This window comes from Pseudomonas sp. JZ114, from assembly GCF_051027705.1.
GTDB classification, from domain to species: Bacteria; Pseudomonadota; Gammaproteobacteria; order Pseudomonadales; family Pseudomonadaceae; genus Chryseomonas; species Chryseomonas luteola.
The window spans coordinates 1756929-1780247 of record NZ_CP069256.1; the positions used below are offsets into that span (position 1 = coordinate 1756929).

The 23319-nt window shown below is 57.1% G+C and carries 15 protein-coding genes; 7 read left to right on the forward strand and 8 right to left on the reverse strand.

The features are described from left to right. Nucleotides 1–33 precede the first annotated feature (33 nt). From JQR90_RS08235 to JQR90_RS08260, 6 genes are read right to left on the reverse strand one after another with little or no spacing between them, the layout of a single operon-like run. A complete protein-coding gene (locus tag JQR90_RS08235) occupies nt 34–1674 on the reverse strand; it encodes a BatD family protein (RefSeq protein WP_434140703.1) in 1641 nt (546 codons plus the stop codon). After that, on the reverse strand, nt 1671–3404 hold the full coding sequence (locus JQR90_RS08240) for a VWA domain-containing protein (protein ID WP_434140776.1): 1734 nt from the start codon (nt 3402–3404) through the stop codon (nt 1671–1673). The genes JQR90_RS08235 and JQR90_RS08240 overlap by 4 nt, the downstream gene beginning before the upstream one ends. Beyond that, the gene (locus JQR90_RS08245; RefSeq protein WP_010797967.1) at nt 3404–4441 is read right to left on the reverse strand and encodes a vWA domain-containing protein; all 1038 of its coding nucleotides are present in this window, start codon (nt 4439–4441) and stop codon (nt 3404–3406) included. Before JQR90_RS08245 ends, JQR90_RS08240 begins: the two co-directional genes overlap by 1 nt. After that, nucleotides 4434–4931, reverse strand: a complete 498-nt coding sequence (locus JQR90_RS08250; RefSeq protein WP_010797968.1) for a DUF4381 domain-containing protein — start codon at nt 4929–4931, stop codon at nt 4434–4436. Before JQR90_RS08250 ends, JQR90_RS08245 begins: the two co-directional genes overlap by 8 nt. Beyond that, the gene (locus tag JQR90_RS08255) at nt 4928–5866 is read right to left on the reverse strand and encodes a DUF58 domain-containing protein (protein ID WP_010797969.1); all 939 of its coding nucleotides are present in this window, start codon (nt 5864–5866) and stop codon (nt 4928–4930) included. The genes JQR90_RS08250 and JQR90_RS08255 overlap by 4 nt, the downstream gene beginning before the upstream one ends. A gap of 4 nt (nt 5867–5870) precedes the next feature. Then, the gene (locus tag JQR90_RS08260) at nt 5871–6830 is read right to left on the reverse strand and encodes an AAA family ATPase (RefSeq protein WP_010797970.1); all 960 of its coding nucleotides are present in this window, start codon (nt 6828–6830) and stop codon (nt 5871–5873) included. 203 nt (nt 6831–7033) lie between these two features. Here JQR90_RS08260 and JQR90_RS08265 point away from each other — a divergent pair, with 203 nt between their 5' ends. From JQR90_RS08265 to JQR90_RS08275, 3 genes are all read left to right on the forward strand, one after another. Then, on the forward strand, nt 7034–7894 hold the full coding sequence (locus tag JQR90_RS08265) for a hypothetical protein (protein ID WP_010797971.1): 861 nt from the start codon (nt 7034–7036) through the stop codon (nt 7892–7894). 3 nt (nt 7895–7897) lie between these two features. Beyond that, complete coding sequence (locus JQR90_RS08270; protein ID WP_434140704.1) at nt 7898–10006, forward strand: LTA synthase family protein; 2109 nt, start codon at nt 7898–7900, stop codon at nt 10004–10006. Between the two features lie 262 nt (nt 10007–10268). After that, nucleotides 10269–15140 carry an NAD-glutamate dehydrogenase gene (locus JQR90_RS08275; protein WP_434140705.1) on the forward strand — a complete coding sequence of 1624 codons (4872 nt, stop codon included), beginning with the start codon at nt 10269–10271 and terminating at the stop codon, nt 15138–15140. Nucleotides 15141–15188: 48 nt separating this feature from the next. On the opposite strand, the gene JQR90_RS08280 is transcribed toward JQR90_RS08275, so the two are convergent. Beyond that, nucleotides 15189–16193, reverse strand: a complete 1005-nt coding sequence (locus tag JQR90_RS08280) for an alpha/beta fold hydrolase (RefSeq protein WP_434140706.1) — start codon at nt 16191–16193, stop codon at nt 15189–15191. A 229-nt stretch (nt 16194–16422) separates the two neighbouring features. Between JQR90_RS08280 and JQR90_RS08285 the strand changes: the two genes are divergently transcribed. From JQR90_RS08285 to JQR90_RS08300, 4 genes are all read left to right on the forward strand, one after another. Further along, nucleotides 16423–18681 (forward strand): ATP-binding protein, encoded by a 2259-nt coding sequence (locus JQR90_RS08285; protein ID WP_434140707.1) that lies wholly within the window; start codon nt 16423–16425, stop codon nt 18679–18681. Between the two features lie 10 nt (nt 18682–18691). Then, nucleotides 18692–19153, forward strand: a complete 462-nt coding sequence (locus tag JQR90_RS08290; protein WP_073449641.1) for a response regulator — start codon at nt 18692–18694, stop codon at nt 19151–19153. A gap of 88 nt (nt 19154–19241) precedes the next feature. Beyond that, entirely contained in the window at nt 19242–21659 is a 2418-nt protein-coding gene (locus JQR90_RS08295; RefSeq protein ID WP_219651950.1) for a response regulator, read from the forward strand. After that, complete coding sequence (locus JQR90_RS08300; protein WP_010797978.1) at nt 21656–22237, forward strand: biliverdin-producing heme oxygenase; 582 nt, start codon at nt 21656–21658, stop codon at nt 22235–22237. Before JQR90_RS08295 ends, JQR90_RS08300 begins: the two co-directional genes overlap by 4 nt. Here the strand turns inward: JQR90_RS08300 and JQR90_RS08305 are convergent. After that, nucleotides 22223–23158, reverse strand: coding sequence for a DUF6685 family protein (locus JQR90_RS08305; RefSeq protein WP_434140708.1), 936 nt, complete (start codon nt 23156–23158; stop codon nt 22223–22225). The two genes, JQR90_RS08300 and JQR90_RS08305, sit on opposite strands and share 15 nt — an antisense overlap. Between the last annotated feature and the right edge of the window lie 161 nt (nt 23159–23319).

A 23319-nucleotide genomic window follows, 5' to 3' on the forward strand; every position in this document is an offset into this window, starting at 1 on the left:
CAGGCGTGTGGTCGAGGCGTTGCGCCCGGACCATCAGCGCGGGTATAGCGGTGGCAGTGAGCCAGGCTCCTGTTGTACGGGCTGCGTAGAGGGCGGTAAAGCCTGGAACGCCTGCCACAGTGTCTCGCCTTGCCAGTGCTGTCCGCTTTCGCTGTAAAGCGCGCCGTTAAGGTCATCCAGGGCGACAGAAAGCGGATCGAAGCGGGCTGCCATTTCTGCCAGGGTTTCTGGCTGTTGTCGAGCCCAGGCATCGAGCGCCTGACGCGTGGCATGCGGATCGTTAGCCTGGCAGGCGCGTCGCAAATCATCGAGCAGCGTGCGTGGGCTCGGGCCGGCAGGAGCCATTTTAATAATGGCGGGCAGTTGGCGGGCTCGCCACCACAGTCCGAAACCCAGCAGTGTGGTCAGAAGCAGAATAAAGCTGGCCAGCTGCCATGGCCAGAGAGGTAGTCGCTTCCCGTTCACACTGGTAGAGACCTGCCCTAGGGACGGTGGCATTAGGGCCGGGTCGGCAGCGACGGTAAGGGTATGGGCAGGTAGCTGTGTACGCTCAAGTTGGTCGTTCCGAGTGTTCCACCAGACAACTTCCAGAGCAGGTATAGTGATGTCGCCGCTCCGGTTGGGTACGAGCGCCTCCCGCTCCTCGCGACTGCCGACCAGGCTTTGATCCTGCACGTCGTTGGTCAGCTTGGCCTGGTCTGGATAGCGGCGAAGCCCGTCTACAATCGGCTGCGGCAGAGGCGGCAGCTGTGCACTGGACAGGCCTTCTGCCTTGAGAAGAAGGTGGCGTGTCAATACGGCGCCCTGGCGCGCTTCTTCCGGCTGGGGATTCCACGCTTCGCTCAGCTCGATATGACGTGCCGGTAGCCAGGGTGCGTCAGCAGGATAATCGGCAGGCTTGGCTTTGACCTGAATGGGAATCTCGCTGGTATCCACGCGTATTACCCGACCCGGCCTTGAGCTGAACGGAGACGACTGCTGACCACTGGTTGAGGTATCAACCGCCGTGGCACTGAACGACAGGCTGGGAATGCGTAATGGACCGCTTTGCTGCGGAAAAATGGCATAGCGGATCTCGATAACACCATGTCTCACGCCGCCAATGGTCTGCTCATACGTCCTGGGCTCTCCCAAAGGCTCGACGCGCGCTGATGGCATGCTCAGCGTACTGAGGTTACTGTCATCGTAAAGCGGTACGGAGTGGAGGATGCGTAGCGTCAGGACCAGCTGCGCCTGCACATAAACGGTTTCCTGATCCACCGTAGCATCGATAAAGACCGGCTCCAGGTTTTGAGCGCTGGGGGTGAGTGTCGAAGTTTCGTTGACATGCAGCGTAATCGGCTGGCTTCGCACCCCACTCAGGGTCAGCGGGGGAATCACTACGATTCCGCGCTGCCGCGGTTGAAGCGTTACGATCCAGCGGGTGATAGGCTCGCTTTGATCGGGACCCGCACTCAACTGGTTGATCTGGCGTGTGCCGAGAATATCGAACTGGGGCTCCAGAGGAGACAGATCCGGTTTGCCGAAAAGCGTCGGATCGCTTGATTCGAGGACAAGCTCGAAGGTCTCGCCAGGTACGAGTTGGGTATGGTCCACGCGAGCCGTAAAGTCTGCCCCCCAGCCAGGCAGACTGACCAGCAGAAGCAGGGTGAGCGCAATACGGACTAGGCTCATGGTGTTCTATCTTCCTGTTTTTGTTGCTGCTGATGCCAGAACTTGCGGCGTAACAGCTCTGCGGGATCGTCTGGTATTTCCCTTAGCCATTGTTCCAGTGACTGCCTGCGTTCCTCGCTCAGTACGTTCGAGTGAGGCTGAGACAGAAGGTCGTCGTTCTCTTCCTCGGTCTCGACGGCCTCGCTATCGCTGGCTTCGCCTGAGGTTTGGCCAACGGGCTGCCCTGATTCGTCATGGTTCGACGCAGCCCTTGGCTCATCAGTGGCGTCACTGTTTTGCGGTGAGGGTTGGGCTTGGGTGTCGGACTGACTGTGCTGGTCGTCACTTCCTGCTTCATTGGGCGTGGCGTCCTGAGCGGTTGCCTGTTCCTGTTGCTGTTTGAGCAAGGCTTCTACCAGGGCTCTGTTATGGAGGGCCTCGGGAAAATTGCTTTGCAGCCTGAGTGCTTGGTCATAAGCGTCCAGCGCACCAGTCAATTGACCGGCTTTGGCCAGGGCGTTAGCGCGGTTGTAGTGATCTACCGCACTGTTGCCCTGGGCAAAGGTTTTGGCAGCCTCTTCATATTGACCTGCTTCGTATTGGGCGACACCACGCCATTCACGATTCTCGAACCGTCGAGCGGCTTCGTCAGGACGTTGCGCTTCAAGCAAACGGGCGCCTTGCTGATCCTTGCGCAACCAGAGATCTTCGAACGCAAACGCGTGAGCGGGAGGTGGCATGACAAACAGCAAAAGCGGTATACACAAGAGCCAGCCTTTTCGCCCTGCGCATGCAGCCAGAATCAGCACGGGGATAAGCAGCCAGTAGCCTTGGTCGACCCAGGCATCGAGGCGTACCTGTTCCTGTCGCTCGGCTACGGTGTCCGGTGTGTCGAGCAGACCCAACGCGCGGAGGTCACGCTCATCGGGCTGTTGGCGCTGATACTGCGCACCCACCGATTGAGCGAAGCGGAACAAGGTAGCCTCATCCAGGCGTGACAGCAGGATATTACCTTGATTGTCGGTCAGATAGCCGCCTTCTTCCCGCGCCATCGGCGCACCTTCAAGTGTCCCCATACCCAGCATAAGCAAGGGAACCCGATAGCTGGACAGCGCTTCACGTATGCCTTTCTGTTCCTGGGTGCTGAGCTGGCTGGTTATCAGTAAGACTCGTCCTCCTGTACCGCTGCCTTGCCGGAGTAGCTGCAGTGCCTGGCGTACCGCTAAATCCGCACGCTCGCCGGCTTCTGGCATGATCGCCGGACGCACGGCTTCCAGCAAGCTTTGTGCCGTATGCAGATCGTTGGTCAGCGGGACCAGGACATGACTGCTGCCGGCATAGACGACAATGGCTGTTTCAGCATCCCGACGTGCCGCCAACAGGTCCAGAATAGTGTGCTGGGCCTGAATGAGGCGAGAAGGGGAAACGTCCGAAGCCAGCATGTCCGGCGTCATGTCGAGCACAATAACCAGCGGATCGGTACGTGTGTAAGCCGGCTGCTCTGCGCGCTGCCAGCTGGGGCCGCTCAATGCCAGGATTGCCAGCGCAGCGCCAAGACCAAACAGTAACAACGGCAGGCGTTGGGTATCTCTGGATGGCGTGGTCAGCAGCCATTCGTGAAATGCCGTTGGCAAAAGCCGTTGCCAATGTCCTACGCGACGCGGACGATGCCACAGCTTCCAGAGGAGCCAGAGCAGCACGGGGAATGCTAGAAGCCAGAGAGGACGCGACAGGTGTGGAATCAGCGACATCATGTCTGCCTCCTCCCGCGCGCCTGTGCGTAGGCACGCAGCCGAGGAATACGCCGCCAGGGTTTCGGCCAGATATGCAAGGCAGCGGCGATCAGGCTGGTCAGAAGGGCAAGACTCAGTGGCCAGTAAAAGAGCGCTTTGGCTGGACGTACACGGGTGGGCTGTTGTGCAATCGGCTCGAAGCTGTTGAGTTCATTCGAGATGGCGGACAGCTCTTCCTGCGAACGGGCACGGAAATAGCGGCCTCCGGTTTCCTTGGCAATGGCTTTGAGTGTGTCCTCATCCAGATCCAGGCTGCTGAAACCGAATAGGCTCGAGAGACTGGCCTGTTGTGGGTCGGCACCAATCCCGATGGCATAGATCCGTACATGCTCTTCGGCGGCCAGGCGAGCAGCGATCAATGGATCGACGCGGCCACCGTTATTGGCGCCATCCGTAATCAAGACCATGACTCGACTATTTTCCGGACGCATCCTCAAATGCTTTACCGCCAGGCCAATGGCGTCACCGATAGCGGTGTTCTTGCCTGCAATACCTACCAGGGCCTCATCGAGCAGGGCATGGACCGTCCGGCGATCAAAGGTGAGCGGCGCCTGCACATAAGCTTGCGAACCAAAGAGGATAAGACCGATGCGATCACCCGTGCGGCCTTCGATAAAATCGCCGATCAGATGCTTTACCAGGGTGAGGCGGCTGATGTCTTCTCCCTTCCAGGTCATGTCGGGATAATCCATGGAGCCAGACACGTCAACGGCCAGCAAGATGTCTCTGCCACTGGTAGGAAGCGGAAGGGGTGAACCCACCCATTGGGGACGAGCTGTTGCTGCCAGAAGCAGCACCCAGATCAATACAAACGGCAACTGCCGCTTCAGGGCAGGCAGACGTGTATGGGCGCGGTGTCCTGCAAGGTGCTCAAGTTCTTTCAGAAAACTGACCTTGAGTGCTGACTCCTGGCTTTGCGCAGGCGGCAATATCAGCCTGGCCACCCAGGGCAAGGGTGCCAGGAAAAATATCCACGGCCAGGCAAATTCAAACATGTTTGCGAATCCATATGCTGACCGCGGCGTAAAGGCCATCGATGGTCTTGTCGTCCAACCGGCAGTCCGGGCGATAAGCGCCTTCTACCAAGACCATCCAGCGTGTCAGGCCAGCTGCCGTACACCGGGTGTCGAGAAAGGCCAGCCAGGCGCGCCCGCTCAATGTCTGGCAGTGGCTGTCGGGATAGCGGGTCATGCACAGCCGTTTGAGCAGGGCATTGAGACTTTGCAGCCAGGGCCCGGCGGATTCGCCATAGGGACGGGGCATTTGTGCCAGCTCAAGCAGTGCCGCCCGGCGAGGCCCCTCCAGTTGCTCTTCTTCTGAAACAGGCTGCTCCACAGACGTCTGGCGCCGATGCCGCCATACCATGAATGCTGCAGTAGGTAACGCCACTAACATGACCAGCGCTATCCACCAGCCGGGTGCCAACGGCCAGAACGAAACGGGCTCGGGCCTGACCAGAGGGGCCAATTGATCGAGCGGGTTCATTGTTGGTAGCCAGGCTGATGCTGGTGCAGATGCTTGCGCAGCTGCTCAATCAGGTCGTAGGAAGTAGAAAGCGGAAGCAGCGGGATACCCAGTCGCTGGCTTAGGCGTGTCCAGCGCTCCCGACGCTGCTTTGCCTGCTGCAGGTAGGCATTCGACAGCGTGCCGTTCAGGGTGTCGATTTCAAGCTCGGTGTCGTGCTGGGCGAAGCGAAGAAATCCGGCTGCTGGCAAACGGTGGTCCAGCGGATCGGAGACCGGTAACAGAACCAGGTCCGTATGGCGAGACGCCAGGGCCAGTTGCTGCTCCGCGGCCTCGCTCAGGCTACGCTCATCGCATAGGATCAATGCCATGCTGCCTGGACGCAGTACTTCACGTGCGCGCCGCAGCACCAATGAAAAGGCGTCGCTCGGAAGTTTGGGTTCGGTCTGGTCCATAAGACTGTGATTGGCCTTGATCAGATGATCGAACAACCTCAGCAGGTTTTGCTTGCTGCGCCGTGGACGCACGTCGTGAAAGCCGTCATCACCAAAAACCATGCCGCCAATGCGGTCGCTATGACCCAGTACGGACCAGCCGATTAGGGCAGCTGCCTGTGCCACCAATACCGATTTGAACACGCGCTCCGAGCCAAAGAACAAGCGTTGGCTCTGTTCAATCAGCAGATAGACAGGGCGCTCACGCTCTTCGTGAAACAGCTTGGTATGTGGCTCGCGGCTTCTGGCGGTCACACGCCAGTCAATGGTGCGGACGTCGTCGCCTGGTTGATACACCCGTACCTGATCGAAGTCCACGCCGCGACCCCGCAGGCGTGAATGGTGAACGCCAATGAGCGGGCTGCGTCGCCCGGCGGCCGCGAACAGTTTGACCTCTGGAACGCGGTGTCTCATGTCGATCAGCTCGGTCAGGCTGATACTGACGCTGCGCGGCGTGCCCATGGTGCTATGCAACGGCCACGACGTCGAGAATACGTTGCACAACGCGATCATGGTCGACGCCGGCCGCTTCGGCCTCGAAGGAGAGGATTATGCGGTGTCGCAGAACGTCGAACAGTACCGCCTGGATGTCTTCCGGACTGACGAAATCCCGCCCCGCAAGCCAGGCATGTGCGCGAGAGCAACGATCCAGCGCGATGGAGCCCCGCGGACTCGACCCATAGCTGAGCCACTGTGCCAGTTCGGCATCGAAGCGTGCCGGTGTCCGTGTCGCCATTATGAGCTGGACAAGATACTCCTCGACCGCGTCGGCCATATACAGCGAAACAACCTCCCGTCTGGCCGCAAAGATGGCCTCCTGCGTCACCTGATTAGGCGCCTTCGTTTCCCCGTGTAATGCCTCGCCTCGTGCCTGCGCCAGGATCCGTCGTTCAACGCTGGCATCCGGGTAACCAATCTTGACATGCATGAGGAACCGGTCGAGCTGGGCCTCCGGCAGCGGGTAGGTTCCTTCCTGCTCGATAGGATTTTGTGTAGCCATGACCAGGAACAACGGCGGTAAGTCATAGGTGGTGCGGCCAATACTGACCTGGCGCTCCGCCATGGCTTCCAGCAGGGCGGACTGTACCTTGGCCGGTGCTCGGTTGATCTCGTCTGCCAACACGAGATGGTGAAAGATAGGGCCGCGCTGGAATTCGAAGTTACCGCTGTCGGCTCGATAGATCTCGGTACCGGTAATGTCGGCCGGTAATAGGTCCGGAGTGAACTGGATGCGATGAAACTCGGCTTCCAGTCCGTCGGCGAGATCTTTGATTGCCTTGGTTTTCGCAAGTCCGGGAGCGCCTTCTACAAGAAGATGCCCGTCGGCGAGCAGTGCGATCAACAAACGCTCGATAAGCTTTTCCTGGCCCAGGATCTGGCTGGACAGGTAATTGCGTAGCGAGATCAGCGCTTCACGGTGTTCCATTAATACTTCCTGGAAAAATGGCAAGGATGAAAGCCTCGGCAGGGCGTTACTTTAATCCATTCCCATGCACTACACCTAACCTCTAGCGGCGTTTGGCTAGTACACGGAAGATCAATGGTCTTGCAAAGGCTGCAGGCGGTATTTTGACGAAATTTTGATTCCTGATCCGGCATTCTTACGCTTTTTGAACGGGCTGCGTATCAATGACGCTGAATAGGCGCGCCGGAAAGCTGGCTGCTATTGCAGGTATTGCGCTGATTGCAGCGGCCTGCGTTCCACTTTGGAAACACTTCTTCCCTGTCCAGGCCGCTAATGGCTGGGAGTACTCAATCTATCGCCAGGATATTCCTAACGTCAGTGCGCTGATCAGGGATGAGGCAGGCACTCTGTATGTAACGGAAGAGTTCCAGGATGGAAAGGGAAGAGTCATGACGCTTTCTCCCGATGGGACGTTAAATCCTTATGTCGAAGGTCTTTCCAAGCCTGATGGCCTGACGCTCTTTCAAGGGGGTGTGGTGTATAGCCAGGAGGCTGACCGACATCCCGTCATCTGGCAAAAGGGCGATCAAATACGCGAGCTGTTCATGGGAAACGATGTCGAGGAAGTCTCAACCGACGGACACTACCTCTACGCCATCGAAGATCTGCATGGCAACGGGCGATTGCTGCGCTATGACCCAAGCACCCAGGCGGTGACCATTCTGCGGCAGGGCCTTGATCAGGCAGAAGCCGTCGCACCTTGCCCGGACGGCTCGCTGTTCTATCTCGAAAAGCAGAAGGGTGAAATCCACCAATGGCAAGCCGGTGGCCAGGACCCTATAGTGCTCACCGGTTTGAATGCGCCTGGCTTCATGGTGTGCACCACGGAGGGTGTTTGGATTACGGAAGACGCCACGCACATGGCCCGGCTGCTGCTACTCGATCGGCAGGGCAGGGAGCATGTAATCCTGAGTCATCTTCGCTCTGCCCAGACCCTTCTGCCATCACCTGACGGCAGTTTTCTGCTATCCGAGCAGGGACGCAACCGCATCCTGAAACTCCAACGCACCAAAGAAGGCGCTTAAACAATGCAACAACCGGACGCCAAACGACCCGCTAATCCAGGGCGCAGGCCTATACAGCCAACTATTGCCAGTCATCTGGTCTTTACGCTGGGGAGTGCGCTGGCCTTGCTGGTCATGTTCGCCCTGCTGCGGCTGGCCTTGCTGGCTTACAATCATGAATCCATTGGCGATACGCCTGCCGGCGAGTTCATCGAGGCGTTTATCAACGGTGCTCGCTTCGACCTGCGCCTGATTGCATATATCTGTGTGCCGCTACTGCTTTCACTGCTCAGCGTGCGTGCCATGGCGGCTCGCCGTCTGCACTGCGTCTGGCTCACGGTCGCTGCAAGCCTTTGCCTGTTCCTGGGTGTGGTGGAGCTGAACTTCTACCGGGAATTTCATCAGCGCCTGAATGGCTTGGTGTTCCAGTACATGCAGGAAGATCTCAAGACCGTATTCAGTATGATCTGGTACGGCTTTCCTGTTGTTCGCCTTCTGCTGGCCTGGCTGGTAGCAGCGTTGTTGCTGGGATGGATGTTTCATCGTATCGAGCGGGCGACGCGGCCGAAGGTTGTCGCTTCGGACAGCACGGGAGCCCGCCCGGTTGCTTCACCTGCCTGGTATGCGCGGGGCGCGGTATTCGTGGTCTGTCTGCTGGTGGCGGTCGTTGTCGTACGTGGCACGCTGCGCCATGGCCCACCGCTGCGCTGGGGGGATGCCTATACAACGGAGTCGATGTTTGCCAATCATCTAGGGCTTAATGGCACTCTGACGCTTATCAATGCGGCAGAGCACTCCTTCTCTGACCATCGGGACAACACCTGGAAAGCGACCCTGCCCGAGGATGAGGCGCTGAAGACCGTACGCAGCATGTTGCTCACACCTCGTGATCAGCTGGTGGATGCCGATACCGCTGCCATTCGTCGCGTCTATACACCCGCGCCCGAAACCAGGCTGCCGGGTGTACGCAATGTTGTCGTCATTCTGATGGAGAGCATGGCGGGCCGGTACATTGGTGCGCTGGGCAGTACGGATAACATCACGCCCAATTTCGATGCGCTAAGCAAGGACGGCCTGCTGTTTACCCGTTTCTTTTCCAACGGAACTCACACCCACCAGGGGATGTTTGCCACCATGGCCTGCTTCCCGAACCTGCCGGCTTTCGAATACCTCATGCGGATGCCGGAGGGCAGTAACAAGTTTTCGGGACTGCCGCAGATGCTCAGCCCGCGCGGCTATAATGATGTCTATGTCTACAACGGAAGTTTCGCCTGGGACAATCAGTCTGGCTTCTTTAGCAACCAGGGTATGACCTCTTTCGTAGGGCGTGACGACTTTGTTAATCCGGTCTTTATCGATCCAACCTGGGGTGTCTCTGACCAGGACATGTTTGCCCGCTCGGCTGAAGAACTCAGCAAGCTCGAAAAGCAGGGCAAGCCGTTTTATGCCCTGCTGCAAACTCTTTCCAATCACACCCCTTACGCGTTACCCAAAGACCTGCCGGTTGAGCGTGTAACCGGACACGGTTCGCTGGACGAGCATCTGACAGCGATGCGCTACGCGGACTGGTCGCTGGGCCAGTTCTTTGCCGAGGCGCGCAAGCAGCCCTATTTCAAGGACACCCTGTTTGTCATCGTGGGCGACCACGGTTTCGGTGCGCCGGAACAGTTGACGGAAATGGATCTTTTCCGCTTCAACGTACCGCTGCTGCTGATTGGGCCTGGTGTACAGGAAACTTTTGGCAGCCGCCGCGATACGATTGGTAGCCAGGTCGACATAGTGCCCACCATCCTCGGCCGCTTGGGCGAGCCGGCCCGCCATCAATGCTGGGGGCGGGATTTGCTGGACCTGCCAGCAGGCGATCCTGGCGTTGCGGTTATTAAGCCGTCAGGAGGCGAGCAGACCGTGGCCATCGTGTCGGGTGACGATATTCTGGTGAAGCCCAAGGATCTTGACGCACGCCTGTATCGATACGAGTTGGGCGCTATCCGTCGTGCGGAAGTGGTCAATGATGCAGACAAGGCCTCTGCCATGCAGCACAAGCTGGATGCTTTCCTGCAAACCGCAACCGACAGCCTTTTGAATAACACGACCGGTGTGACGCCGGCGACCCAGATTCCCTCCTCGAAGTAATCGTTCTGGCGCAGCGGCAAACGCTGCGCCATTCCTTTCCCAAACCCCATCTGCAACAGGTATGAACGAAGATGTCGCGGCACCGAATGCAGCGGCGGCAGCTTCGTTTTAAGCTTTTACCCGGCTGAAGTCGCTGCTGCCAAAAATGTCAGGGGCTTCAGTTGCAATAAAGTTGAACTCGAGCTGAACACCCTGGGTCCTCGTCCTTGTATGTAGGCACCAGGCGTGCAAAAAACGAATAAAGCCCAGATGGAGTACAACCATGGCGTTTTTTACCGCTGCCAGCAAAGCGGACTTTCAACACCAGTTACACCTTGCTCTTGCTCAGCATGTGGACGAGCCGACGCTCTCCAGGCTGACACCCTTCGCTGACCAGTTCTTCGGAATTGTCGCGTTGGAAGAACTGACCCAGCGCCGTCTTTCGGACCTTGTTGGTTGTGTACTCTCGGCCTGGCGCTTGTTGGAGCGTTTCAATCCGGTTCAGCCGCAGGTCAATGTATTCAACCCTGAATACGAGCGGCATGGTTGGCAGTCTGCCCACACGGCGGTAGAGGTCCTGCATGCCGATATCCCGTTCCTGGTTGACTCGGTCCGCATGCAGATCAATCGATCCGGACACAGCGTACATACCCTGCAGAACAGTGTGCTGAGCGTACGCCGTGATGAGACAGGCCGTCTGCTGGAGGTACTGCCCAAAGGTACCCAGGGAGAGGGAGTCAGCCAGGAATCAGTCATTTTCCTTGAGATCGATCGCTGTGCTTCAGCCAGCGACATGAAGGCGCTTGAATCAGCCCTGCTTGAAGTGCTGGGCGAGGTACGCCTGGCCGTGAACGATTTCAACCCCATGAAACAGCGTGTAGCGCATCTGCTCGATCAGCTGGATACCATGGCGGGGCCAAATGTGGCAGCAGAAGAGCTGGACGAGGTGAAGACCTTCCTGGCCTGGCTCAACGATAACCACTTCACGTTCTTGGGATACGAAGAATTTACCGTCGAGAACGAGGGTGAAGGTGGTCGTATTTTCTATGACGAGTCCTCTCTGCTGGGGCTTTCGCGGCAGCTGCGCATAGGCCTTACTGCCGAAGACGCTCATATCCAGACCGAGTCTCTGCAGTATTTCCGCGAGCCTTTGCTGCTCTCGTTTGCCAAAGCTGCGTTGCCAAGCCGGGTACATCGTCCGGCCTATCCCGATTTTGTCTCTATCCGTCAGTGCGACGAGCAGGGGCATGTCATTCGTGAACACCGGTTCATGGGGTTATATACCTCCAATGTCTATAACCAGAGCGTCGAAGCCATTCCCTTTATCCGGCGCAAGGCGGCGGAGGTCAGACGTCGGGCCGATTTCGGTGCCAGTGCGCACTTGGGCAAGGAACTGGCGCAGGTGCTTGAAGCGCTGCCTCGTGATGATCTCTTCCAGACGCCGGTAGATGATCTTTTCGCCACGGCGATGTCCATTGTGCAGATCCAGGAGCGCAACAAGGTTCGCGTCTTCCTACGCCGAGATCCCTACGGCCGCTTCTATTACTGCCTGGCCTATGTACCGCGCGACATCTACTCCACCGAGGTCCGTCAGCGCATGCAGCAGATCCTTATGGAGCGCTTGCATGGCACCGACTGCGAGTTCTGGACCTATTTCTCCGAATCCGTTCTAGCACGTGTTCAGTTCATTCTACGTATCGATCCAGGCCAGAAACCGGAAATTGATCCTTCGCGTATCGAAAAGGAAATGGTGCAGGCGTGTCGGTCCTGGAAGGACGACTATGCGAGTCTGATCATCGATACCTTGGGCGAGGCGCAGGGTACAGCTGTACTGGCCGATTTCCCTCAGGGTTTCCCGGCCGGTTATCGTGAGCGTTTCGCGCCGCATCTGGCGGTGGTGGACATGCGGCATCTGCTGAACCTTTCGGAAAGCCGCCCGCTGATCATGAGCTTCTATCAGCCGCTCGGTTACAGCGGCGGCGACAATGTCCTGCATTGCAAGCTCTATCATGCAGATACGCCGCTGGCCTTGTCGGATGTGCTGCCAATTCTTGAAAACCTTGGTCTGCGCGTATTGGGTGAGTTTCCTTATCACCTGCGCAAGAAAGATGGGCGCGAATACTGGATCCACGATTTTGCCTTTACCACGGTGGCAGGGTTGCATGTGGACCTGCAACAGCTCAACGACACGTTCCAGGATGCGTTCATCCATATCGTCAATGGCAGCGCCGAGAATGACTCCTTTAACCGGCTGGTCCTGACGGCCGGGCTGCCCTGGCGTGATGTGGCCCTGCTGCGTGCCTACGCGCGTTACCTCAAGCAGATTCGCATTGGGTTCGACGTTGGCTACATTGCCAGTACGCTGAACAATCATGTGGACATTGCACGCGAGCTGACACGCCTGTTCCGTATGCGCTTCTATCTGGCGCGCCGTATGAGTCCGGAAGATCTGGAAGACAAGCAACAGCGTTTGGAGCAGGCAATCCTTGCAGCACTGGATAACGTGGCAGTGCTCAACGAAGACCGTATCCTGCGTCGCTACCTGGATCTGATCAAAGCAACGCTGCGAACCAACTTCTACCAGCCAGACGAAAATGGTCAGCCCAAGGGCTATTTCAGCTTCAAGTTCAATCCGCGTGCTATCCCCGAATTGCCCAAGCCTGTACCGCGATTTGAGATTTTCGTTTACTCGCCACGTGTGGAAGGCGTCCACTTGCGAGGCGGCAAGGTTGCTCGTGGCGGTCTGCGTTGGTCGGATCGGGAAGAGGATTACCGTACAGAAGTGCTGGGCCTGGTAAAGGCGCAGCAGGTCAAGAACTCGGTAATCGTACCGGTAGGGGCAAAAGGTGGATTCGTACCGCGGCGTCTGCCTGTAGGCGGTAGCCGGGATGAGATCCTGGCCGAGGCAATTGCGTGCTACCGCATCTTCATTTCCGGTTTGCTGGATATCACGGACAACCTGAAAGAAGGCGAAATCGTTCCGCCAGCGGGTGTTGTGCGTCAGGACGATGATGATCCCTATCTGGTCGTGGCAGCCGACAAAGGCACGGCGACTTTCTCGGACATTGCCAATGGTATTGCGGCTGAATACGGCTTCTGGCTGGGTGATGCGTTTGCTTCTGGCGGTTCGGCAGGTTACGACCACAAGAAAATGGGTATCACCTCGCGGGGTGCCTGGGTTAGCGTACAGCGGCATTTTCGCGAGCGGGGCATTGACGTCCAGAAAGACCCGGTCACTGTATTAGGGATCGGCGACATGGCCGGCGATGTATTTGGTAACGGCCTGCTGCGCTCGGAAAGCCTTGAGCTGGTAGCGGCATTCAACCATCTACATATCTTTATCGACCCAAACCCCGATGCTGCCCGCTGCTTCGCCGAGCGCCAGCGTCTGTTTGACCTGCCACGCTCCAGCTGGACGGACTATGACGCCAGCCTGATTTCCGAGGGTGGCGGCATTTTCTCGCGTAGTGCCAAGCGAATTGAAATTTCGCCGCAGATGAAGGAACGCTTCGATATCCAGGCCGATCAGCTGACGCCTAACGAGCTGATTCATGCATTGCTCAAGGCTCCGGTCGATCTTATCTGGAACGGCGGTATCGGTACTTATGTCAAGGCCAGCTTCGAGTCCCATGCGGATATCGGAGACAAGGCCAACGATGCGCTACGGGTGAATGGCAACGAGCTGCGCGCCAAGGTGGTAGGTGAGGGCGGTAACCTGGGCATGAGCCAGCTGGCACGGGTCGAGTATGGGCTCAATGGTGGCGCATGCAATACCGACTTCATTGATAATGCCGGCGGCGTGGACTGCTCTGACCATGAGGTCAACATCAAGATTCTCTTGGGCGATGTGGTGTCCTCTGGCGACATGACCCTGAAGCAACGCAATCAGCTCATGGGCGAGATGACCGATGAGGTCGGTGAGCTGGTCGTCAACAACAATTACATGCAAACCCAAGCGCTGTCTCTGGCGGAGCGTCGTGCACGGACGCATCTCATGGAGTACAAGCGTCTCATCGTGGACCTGGAAGGCCGTGGCAAGCTTGACCGCGCACTGGAGTTCCTCCCCTCTGATGATGTTCTGGCAGAGCGCGCGAGCCAGGGCATAGGCCTAACCCGTGCCGAGCTTTCGGTGCTGATCTCCTACAGCAAGATCGATTTGAAGGAGCAGTTGCTCAAGTCGAGCGTGCCGGACGATGAGTACCTTAGCCGCGACATGCATACTGCGTTCCCGCAGCGCCTGACTGAGGAGTTTGGCGAGGCGATGCAGCGGCATCGTCTGAAGCGCGAGATCGTGAGCACCCAGATCGCCAATGATCTGATCAACCATATGGGTATCACCTTTATCCAGCGCCTCAAGGAGTCCACCGCCATGAGCGCGGCGGATATCACGCGTGCCTATGTTGTGATGCGGGATGTCCTGCATCTGCCTCATTGGTGGCGTCAGATCGAAGCGCTGGACTATAAGGTTCCGGCAGATGTTCAGTTGAGTCTGATGGATGAGTTGATGCGCTTGGGGCGTCGTGCGACGCGCTGGTTCCTGCGCAGCCGTCGCGGTGAGCTGGATGCTGGGCGTGATGTTGCTCACTTCGGGCCACGTGTTGCCGCGCTGGGCGTTCGTTTGAACGAACTGCTCGAGGGCGAGCCACGCAGCCAGTGGGAAGGGCGGTATCAGCATTACATCGATCAGGGTACGCCGGAGCTACTGGCGCGTGTGGTGGCGGGTACGACGCACATCTATACGCTTTTGCCCATCATTCAGGCGGCTGACGTGACCGGGCATGATCCTATCCAGGTAGCCTCGACCTGGTTCGCTGTTGGCAATGCGCTCGACCTGACCTGGTATCAGCAGCAGCTCAACGAGTTGCCGGTTGAAAACGCCTGGCAAGCATTGGCGCGTGAAGCGTTCAGGGACGAGTTGGATGCACAGCAGCGCATCATCACGATTGCGGTTTTGCAGATGCCTGAGGCACCTGAAGATAATGCTGCGCGGCTGGCTCTATGGATGGAGCACAACCGTACTATGGTGGAACGCTGGAGAGGTATGCTCAGTGATGTGCGTGCCGCCAGCGGAAAGGATTTCGCCATGTATGCGGTGGCAGCCCGTGAACTAATGGACTTGGCTAGTCTGGGTTCTGCCACGAGTTCGACGATGTAAGTCGCACCATCGATAAAAAACCCCGCCTCGGCGGGGTTTTTTATGAGCTTATTTAATGTCAGCCAATCCTTTGAGCAGCGCCTTGTGAAAGCGCTCGGGATCCTGGATTTGTGGTGCATGTCCCATATCATCAAATTCGATTAGTGTGGCATAGGGAATGGTCTTGGCTGTCTGCTTGCCTAGGGTCGTATAGTCACCCAGTGCCTTCTGTGCTTCTGGGGTGGCTGCGTCCTTGCCAATGGCAGTATTGTCCTTGGTGCCTATCATGAGCAGCGTTGGCATGCGCAGCTGATCAAATTCATAGACCACCGGCTGGGTATAGATCATGTCGTACAGCAGGGCCGAATTCCAGGCTACGACCTGCTTGCCTTCACCACGATACAGCCCGGCCAGCATATCGACCCAGCGATCGTATTCAGGCTTCCACTGGCCGGCGTAATAGGTGTTCTGTTCGTACTTGCGAATACCTTCAGCGCTTGTTTTGAGCTCCCGCTCGTACCATTGATCAACACTACGGTAAGGCACACCTTTGGTTTTCCAGTCTTCAAGGCCAATGGGGTTAACCATGACCAGCTGCTCGACCTGGCTGGGGTAGAGCAGGGCATAGCGGGTAGCCAGCATGCCACCGGTGGAATGACCTAAAACTGTGACCTTGTCTACACCCAGATGCTCGAGAAGCGCGTGGGTATTCACCGCCAGCTGCTGAAAGGTATATTGATAGTGTTCAGGTTTGGTGGATTTACAAAAACCAATCTGGTCCGGCGCTACGACCCGATAACCGGCCCCACTCAGTTGGGCTATGGTCGTTTCCCAGGTTCCGGCACAAAAGTTCTTTCCATGCATCAACACCACGGTACGCCCGTTAGGTGTTGCGGTAGGCTTCACATCGATGTAAGCCATTTGCAGGCGTTGATTTTGGGATGTGAACTCAAACTCACTTACCGGGTAAGCGTATTCGAAACCTTCCAGACGTGGACCATAGGCGGCATCGGCAGCCAACGCCGAATGTGTCAGGGTAGCTAGCAGCAAAGCAGGGGCGAGGCGCGCGAACATGGATAACTTGCTCCTTGGGATGATTCAGCCGTTTCGACTTACCCTAGGTAACTAATAGTTCCGCAGTCCACCAGCACTGTTTGACAAGACATGTACAACAGGAAAGCTCTAGTGAGCGGATCACAGATCTTTAGCGCTATCCCGATCAATCACACTTGTACAATAACGTACCTATGCAGGCACAATAGGCATAGATAAATCATCCATACGTAACGACAGGAGAGGATGCTTGGCCGTCGCCGACAATCCCAGTTCCTCGCTTCCAGCCAGCACGCTGACGGAATGTGCGAAAGAACCTATACACATTCCCGGTAGTATCCAGCCACATGGATTTCTGCTGGCCCTGAGCGAGCCGAGCCTGACAATTACTCAGGTTAGCCAAAACGTACAGGATTATTTGCATGCCAGCCCTGCCGATCTGTTAGGGAAATGCCTGAGTGATTTTCTGCCAGAAACGGATCTGCCCGAGCGGCTGAAGGAGCTGGTCGTCGAAGACCACAATCCTTTCTATCTGGGTGATGTAGTCCTGCGCCTTGGTGATAACGGCAACCAGTTTGCCATGTTCGTGCATCGTTTCGATGATGTATTGATCGCCGAGTTCGAAGCGGCCGGTACGGCAGCAATGGCTTACACAACGATGTACCCATTGGTGCGTACCTTTGTCGAGCAGCTGCAGCATGCCGAGTCCATTGAGGCGCTTTGCCTGCTGGCGGTACGAGAGGTCAAGCGCATTACGCAGTTTGGCCGAGTACTGGCATATCGCTTCGATCACGACGGCCATGGCCAGGTGATTGCCGAAGAGGCAGACGAGGGTTACGACCGTTACCTTGGCCATGTCTTCCCCGAGTCGGATATCCCGGCTCAAGCGCGTCGGCTTTATCTTGAAAACCGGATTCGTGTCATTCAGGACGCCCATTACGAGCCCTCTATCATCGAGCCTTCCGTCAACCCGGAAACGGGGCGCCCACTGGATTTGAGCTTTGCAATGCTACGCAGCGTATCGCCAGTGCATGTCCAATACATGCGTAACATGGGTACGCAGGCCTCGATGTCCATTTCTATTCTGGTGGATAACGAGCTCTGGGGGCTGATTTCCTGCCACGATGCCGAGCCAAAGTCGGTGAGCTTCCAGAAGCGCACTGGCTGCGAACTCCTGGGACGTATGCTGTCCTTGCAGATCGAGGCTGGTGAGTCTCACAAGTTATCCGATCGCCGCCTGTCGCTTCGGCAGATGATCGTGCAGTTGCTGGCCGCGATGGCTGACCGCGACAGTGTTATCGAGGGCATCGCTGAAGTACCCGATATTTTCCTCCGGTTCGCCAGTGCGTCGGGTGGTGCTATCGTATCGGCTGAGCGCTGCGACCTGATTGGTCAGACACCCCCGCGTTCGGTCGTCGAGTCGTTGGTGATGTGGCTCTCGACACATGTTGAAGATGATTTCCATACCAACAATGTGACACGCGATATTCCCGAACTGGAATTGGGCGGCTATGTTGCCGGTTTGCTGGCGGTGCCGATTTCCGAGCTTCACTCCCATTACCTGATCTGGTTCAGGCCAGAGCAGGTTCAGGTCGTCAACTGGGCCGGGCCGCCGCATAAGGCGGTGCAGGACGACGGGATGCTCAATCCCCGTCTGAGCTTTAGCACGTGGCAGGAAACCGTCCGAGGCTTCTCATTGCCGTGGGATCCGCTGGAGGTCGAGGGCAGCATCGAGCTGCGTAATGCCGTTCGCGGTATCGTCTTGCGCAAGGCTGAAGAGTTGGCCGAGCTGGCAGAAGAGCTCAAGCGAACCAATAAGGAACTTGAAGCCTTTTCCTATAGCGTCTCACATGACCTGCGTGCGCCTCTTCGGCACATTGCCGGTTATGCAGAATTACTCAATGACTTCGAGGGCGACAAGCTCTCTGATCGCGGCGCACGCTTCCTTGAGAACATCGGCGTTTCAGCACGGTTTGCCGGAACCCTGGTTGACAACCTGCTGAGCTTTTCCCAGATGGGAAGGGCTGCGATCCGCTATTCCGATGTCAATGTCGCAGCCTTGATCGAAGCGATTCGTCAGGAGATGGCGCCTGACTTTGCCGGGCGCAACATCGAGTGGAAGGTCGAGCCATTGCCGATGGTCATTGCAGATGCGGCTTTTATTCATCTGGCGCTCCGCAACCTGATTTCCAACGCGATCAAGTACACCCGCAACCGCGAGCAGGCGGTTATCGAGATCGGCTCAGAATCAACCGACAAGGAAGACATTTTCCATGTCAGGGATAACGGGGTCGGATTCAACATGGATTACGTGGGCAAGCTGTTCGGCGTCTTCCAGCGACTGCACCATATGGACGAGTTCGAAGGCATCGGTATCGGCCTTGCCACTGTCCGCCGTATCATAGAACGCCATGATGGCAGGGTCTGGGCTGAGGGCGAGCCGGGCACAGGTGCCACGTTCTATTTTGCTTTACCGAAACAGCGCCCCCTTTCCACACAGAAACGTTGAGACTCCTTCTATGCTTAAGCCGATTCTTCTGATCGAGGATAATCCGCACGATCTCGAGCTGACGCTGGTTGCGCTTGAACGGAGCCAGTTGGCCAACGAGGTCATTGTTCTGCGCGACGGTGCCGAGGCGTTGGACTATCTCATGCGCCGGGGCGCTCATGCTGAGCGCCTTGAGGGAAATCCGGCGGTAATGCTGCTGGACTTGAAATTACCCAAGGTCGATGGCCTTGAGGTGCTCAAAGAAGTGCGTGATACCCCATCATTGCGCAGCATACCGGTTGTAATGCTGACTTCTTCTCGCGAGGAGCCTGATCTGGAGCGGGCCTATCAGCTCGGTGTCAATGCTTATGTGGTAAAACCTGTTGAGTTTCGTGATTTCGTAGCGGCCATCAGCGACCTAGGCATCTTCTGGGCTGTGCTCAACGAGCCGCCACCCGGTTCGTTTCGTCTAACCCGTCGCCCCGGCTCATAGTGAGGTCCTTATCAAATCCTATACTGCAGATGACCCGAACGGCCTGATTTCACGTTCCATGCTCGTGGAACCTGCTCGGCGAAGCAATATGTCCTTACCGAAACGCATCAAGATATTGTTGGTCGAGGATAGCAAGCTCGACGTCGAGCTGATCCTTATCGAACTGGAGCGCAACGGCTTTAGTCTTGAGCCGACGGTTGTGTATGACCGAGCGGGGCTTGACGCGGCACTGTGCGGCCAGCCGTTCGATCTTATTCTGTCGGATATCATCCTGCCTGGCTTTTCTGGAGCCGAGGCGCTCAAAGTGGCGCGCGTAGCGGCTCCCGATACGCCGTTCATCTTTGTTTCCGGCATTTTTGGTGAGGCACATGCCGTCGAGATGATGCGCCTGGGCGCGAATGACTACGTGCTCAAACAGAGTCTGGAGCTGCTTTCTACTTCTGTAGAGCGTGCATTGACTGTTGTGCATGAACGACGGGAGCGCCGCAAGGCCGAAGAGGCTCTGCAAACGCTTGAAGTGCGCTCCCGGCTGGCAATCGATGCGGCGCGCCTGGGCATGTGGGAGCTTCAACCCGAGACCAACTGCCTGCTGTGGGACGAGCGCTGCAAGGCCATGTTCGACTTGCCTTCGGACGCACAGGTCGATTTGGAGTTGTTTGCTCGACTGGGGCATCCGGACGAAGTCCAGAAAATGTTTGACGCGGTCCGCCGTGCTACCGAGCACAGCAATGACCAGGAATATCACGCGGAATACCGGATTTCTCTTCCTACTGGAGGACAGCGCTGGATCGAGGCGAGAGGCAAGGCATTCTTCGAGGATGGCATCTGCACCCGTCTGCTCGGGGTAATGATGGATATTACCCAGCAGAAGCGGGCCACCGAAGCGCTGGAGCAACTCAATACCTTGCTGGGCGAACGTGTACAGGAACGTACACGCGAGCGCGACCGTACCTGGGATCTGTCACGAGACCTGTTGATCGTAACCGGATCACAAGGTCGTCTGTTGGCATTGAACCCGGCCTGGGCTGAGACCCTAGGATGGGATCGCCAGGCCTTGATCGACAAGCCGTTCATTGAGCTGGTGCATAGTGATGATCGCAGCATTACCCAGGCTGAGCTGAACAGTGTTAGTAACGGCCGGATAACCAACCGGTTCGTTAATCGTATTCAGCATCGAGACGGCAGCTATCGCTGGATTTCCTGGACGGCTGTGCCCGAAGATGGAAAGTTGTATGGCTCGGGGCGCGACATCACCGCCGAAGTGGATGCCATGGAAGAACTGGCGACAGCCAACCGGCAGCTGCGTGAGCAGATCAATGAGCGGGAGCGGGTAGAGGCGACGCTGCAGCAAATGCAGCGCCTGGAAGCCGTGGGTCAGCTTACGGCCGGTGTTGCGCATGACTTCAACAATCTATTGACTGTCATTCTCAGCAGTGCGGCGTTCATGGGGCGCGATCTGGAAAAGGGTACTTTAGAAAAGCTGCCTTCGCGTCTGCAGAACGTTCGCGAGGCGGGAGAGCGAGGCGCCAAGCTGATTGGCCAGTTATTGGCGTTTTCACGACGCCAGCGTCTTGCGCCAAAGCCTGTTGAACTGAACGAGACGGTCAACAGCATGCTGGCCTTGCTGCAAAGCACCATGGGCGGCAGTGTCTGGATTGAGACCTCCCTGGAGCCGGGGCTTTGGCATGCCTTGGTCGATCCGACCCAGATCGAGTTGATCATCCTGAATCTGGCAATTAATGCTCGGGATGCCATGAGCGTAGGCGGGTCGCTGCGTCTGACCACGGCCAACCAGACGATTACAGCCGCACCTTCGCGGCCTGAAGAGCCAGAGCCGGGCGATTACGTCATGATGTCCGTACGCGATTCTGGCACGGGTATGACAGATGAGGTGCTGGCCAAGGCATTCGAACCGTTCTTTACTACCAAGGAAGTAGGCAAGGGGTCTGGCCTGGGGCTTGCTCAGGTGTTTGGTTTTGCCAAGCAATCCGGTGGTGGAGTGCGCATCGAAACCGAATTGGGTGTAGGCACCGAAGTCAAAGTATTTCTACCTCGCGCCGAGGTGGAGTTGGATGATGCGGCGTCGGATACCCAGGCAGCCTCCGAAAGTCGTATGGATGGACCCAGACGTACGATCCTGCTGGTTGATGATGACAGTGCCGTTCGGGAGGTTACCTCAACGCTGCTTCAGGAGCTGGGATATAGCGTCATCGAGGCGCAAAACGGTTTTGCTGCATTGGCGGTGATAGAGCGTACGGCCAAGATTGATCTGTTGCTGGCTGACTTTGCCATGCCGGGCATGAACGGCGCCGAGCTTGCCCGAACGTTGCGCCAACGCCAGCCCGATCTTCCGGTAGTCTTCATTACCGGATACGCCGAACTCGGCGAGTTGGACGAGCAGGAATATTTCATCGTACCCAAGCCCTTCCGAGAAAATGACCTGGCGAATAAGGTTCATTCAGCCCTGAAAGGCTCCAATCCCTTGAAAGTAATACAGCAGACATGAGTACGTCCTCTATTCGTGAGCGTTTACGACAGGCCGGTGGCGAATTGCACCAGCAGGTGGACGCCTTGTTTTCGTCCTATCGTCTAACGGATCTGGATGGCTACCAGACGTTTCTGGTTGCCCATGCATGGGCCTTGTTTCCCATGGAGGAGATGCTTGAGTCCTCCGGCATCGAAGCGATGATGCCTGACTGGAAGCAGCGTCGGCGTCGGTTTGCGTTGGCCGAAGATTTGGCCATGCTGGGTGTGTCTGTACCTGAATATAAGCCTTTGCAGGCCTGCAGTAATGAGGCCACCCTTTGGGGATATGCTTATGTGCTTGAAGGGTCACGGCTCGGCGGCAAGATGATTGCCCGCTATGTGGCTGGTAGTGATGAGCCATTGATTCGGGCTGCAACTCATTATCTGAGTCATGTTCCTGACTCCGGGCCAGCCGGATGGCCTGCTTTTCTGGCAGAGCTGGAGCATCGGGCGGTACATTGGAAAGAAGACGATCTCTTCAGCGGTCAATCTCAAGCCTTTGGCTTGTTTTTACAGGCAGGGCAACGCTTTCAACCGGTCGCCTCAAGCACCGCCTGATTCTTCAGGCGGTAACGGCGCTGTGGGTGTCCTTTCATCAGGAATCGCTCCAATCTGGCGTAGGCGAACCAACAGATCGGGAGCGCCTGCCAATTTGAGTCCCTGACCTAGCGCATCGCTTAACGGTGACTGACGGGGCAGCAGAAGCCATTCCAGCTGCTCCGGGTGTCCGGGAAGAGTAAGTCGGGCATAGGGAATGGCGTTATCAATCAGTAGTTTTACAAACCCTCGCTCGTTCCAGCACTCCGAAGGTACGGCAAGTACATGGAAGGCTTCACCGAGTGTCTCTACCGCAGCCGGATCGAGCTGATAGGTCGTCAATTCTGCGGGCAGTAGATATTCAAGGCCTCTCAGGCGTGCATAAGCTACTGCGCCTGCAAAAGCGCAAACCTGCTGCTCATCGCCATACCAGAACAGCCGTGAGCCGCGCCAGCTTGCTTCACGAAGCTGCAGTGAAAAGCGGTTTCCTGCCAGGGCCTGGCCCAGTGTGGCCTCAAAGTCGCGATAACTGATAATGCGTACATGGCGGCGACAGTAGGGTGTAGCGGCCAGCTCTTCAAAGCTGCTCGCCGAGACCGTGCTGACGGCGGGGTGGCGTGTATAGACGCCGTTGATCCAGCGCAGGTCGAAGCTGGAGTAGTTGATCTGCCGCGTCTTGATGAGCTGGCTGAGAAGCTCATAGGCAGGCGCCTTGTCTTCCTGAACCGGACCTGAAAGTGCTCCACGTGACAGGGAAATCAATTGATACAGGGGAAGCCCTTCATCCCACCAGATGCTTTCGACATCCTTCGGGAGTGGCTGAAAATTAAGATCCAGACGGCTGGCGCGATGCAGCACTCGACTGGCCGACTGACCAAGTTTCAAGCGCTGGGTAAGCGCCATGAACCGAGCACTGAGGCTTAGCGCATTCCGCGGGCTCATTTTCCCTCCGTGGGGCAATTCACTGGCGCTCCATTTGTATCCAAAGACCCGCTGGCTAACGGTGGGCCATCGGACTCTGCCGATTGATAAAGATTCACTGATTGCACTAACAATTAACTATGGCATGCACAGAAAAGTCTGCGCGTTTTTCTTCCGAACGG

What these genes read in the sequence shown, in the direction of transcription:
- JQR90_RS08235 (WP_434140703.1), bottom strand. Translation starts at nt 1,674, where the DNA reads ATGAGCCTAGTCCGTATTGCGCTCACCCTGCTTCTGCTGGTCAGTCTG.
- JQR90_RS08240 (WP_434140776.1), bottom strand. Translation starts at nt 3,404, where the DNA reads ATGTCGCTGATTCCACACCTGTCGCGTCCTCTCTGGCTTCTAGCATTC.
- JQR90_RS08245 (WP_010797967.1), bottom strand. Translation starts at nt 4,441, where the DNA reads ATGTTTGAATTTGCCTGGCCGTGGATATTTTTCCTGGCACCCTTGCCC.
- JQR90_RS08250 (WP_010797968.1), bottom strand. Translation starts at nt 4,931, where the DNA reads ATGAACCCGCTCGATCAATTGGCCCCTCTGGTCAGGCCCGAGCCCGTT.
- JQR90_RS08255 (WP_010797969.1), bottom strand. Translation starts at nt 5,866, where the DNA reads ATGGGCACGCCGCGCAGCGTCAGTATCAGCCTGACCGAGCTGATCGAC.
- JQR90_RS08260 (WP_010797970.1), bottom strand. Translation starts at nt 6,830, where the DNA reads ATGGAACACCGTGAAGCGCTGATCTCGCTACGCAATTACCTGTCCAGC.
- JQR90_RS08265 (WP_010797971.1), top strand. Translation starts at nt 7,034, where the DNA reads ATGACGCTGAATAGGCGCGCCGGAAAGCTGGCTGCTATTGCAGGTATT.
- JQR90_RS08270 (WP_434140704.1), top strand. Translation starts at nt 7,898, where the DNA reads ATGCAACAACCGGACGCCAAACGACCCGCTAATCCAGGGCGCAGGCCT.
- JQR90_RS08275 (WP_434140705.1), top strand. Translation starts at nt 10,269, where the DNA reads ATGGCGTTTTTTACCGCTGCCAGCAAAGCGGACTTTCAACACCAGTTA.
- JQR90_RS08280 (WP_434140706.1), bottom strand. Translation starts at nt 16,193, where the DNA reads ATGTTCGCGCGCCTCGCCCCTGCTTTGCTGCTAGCTACCCTGACACAT.
- JQR90_RS08290 (WP_073449641.1), top strand. Translation starts at nt 18,692, where the DNA reads ATGCTTAAGCCGATTCTTCTGATCGAGGATAATCCGCACGATCTCGAG.
- JQR90_RS08295 (WP_219651950.1), top strand. Translation starts at nt 19,242, where the DNA reads ATGTCCTTACCGAAACGCATCAAGATATTGTTGGTCGAGGATAGCAAG.
- JQR90_RS08300 (WP_010797978.1), top strand. Translation starts at nt 21,656, where the DNA reads ATGAGTACGTCCTCTATTCGTGAGCGTTTACGACAGGCCGGTGGCGAA.
- JQR90_RS08305 (WP_434140708.1), bottom strand. Translation starts at nt 23,158, where the DNA reads ATGAGCCCGCGGAATGCGCTAAGCCTCAGTGCTCGGTTCATGGCGCTT.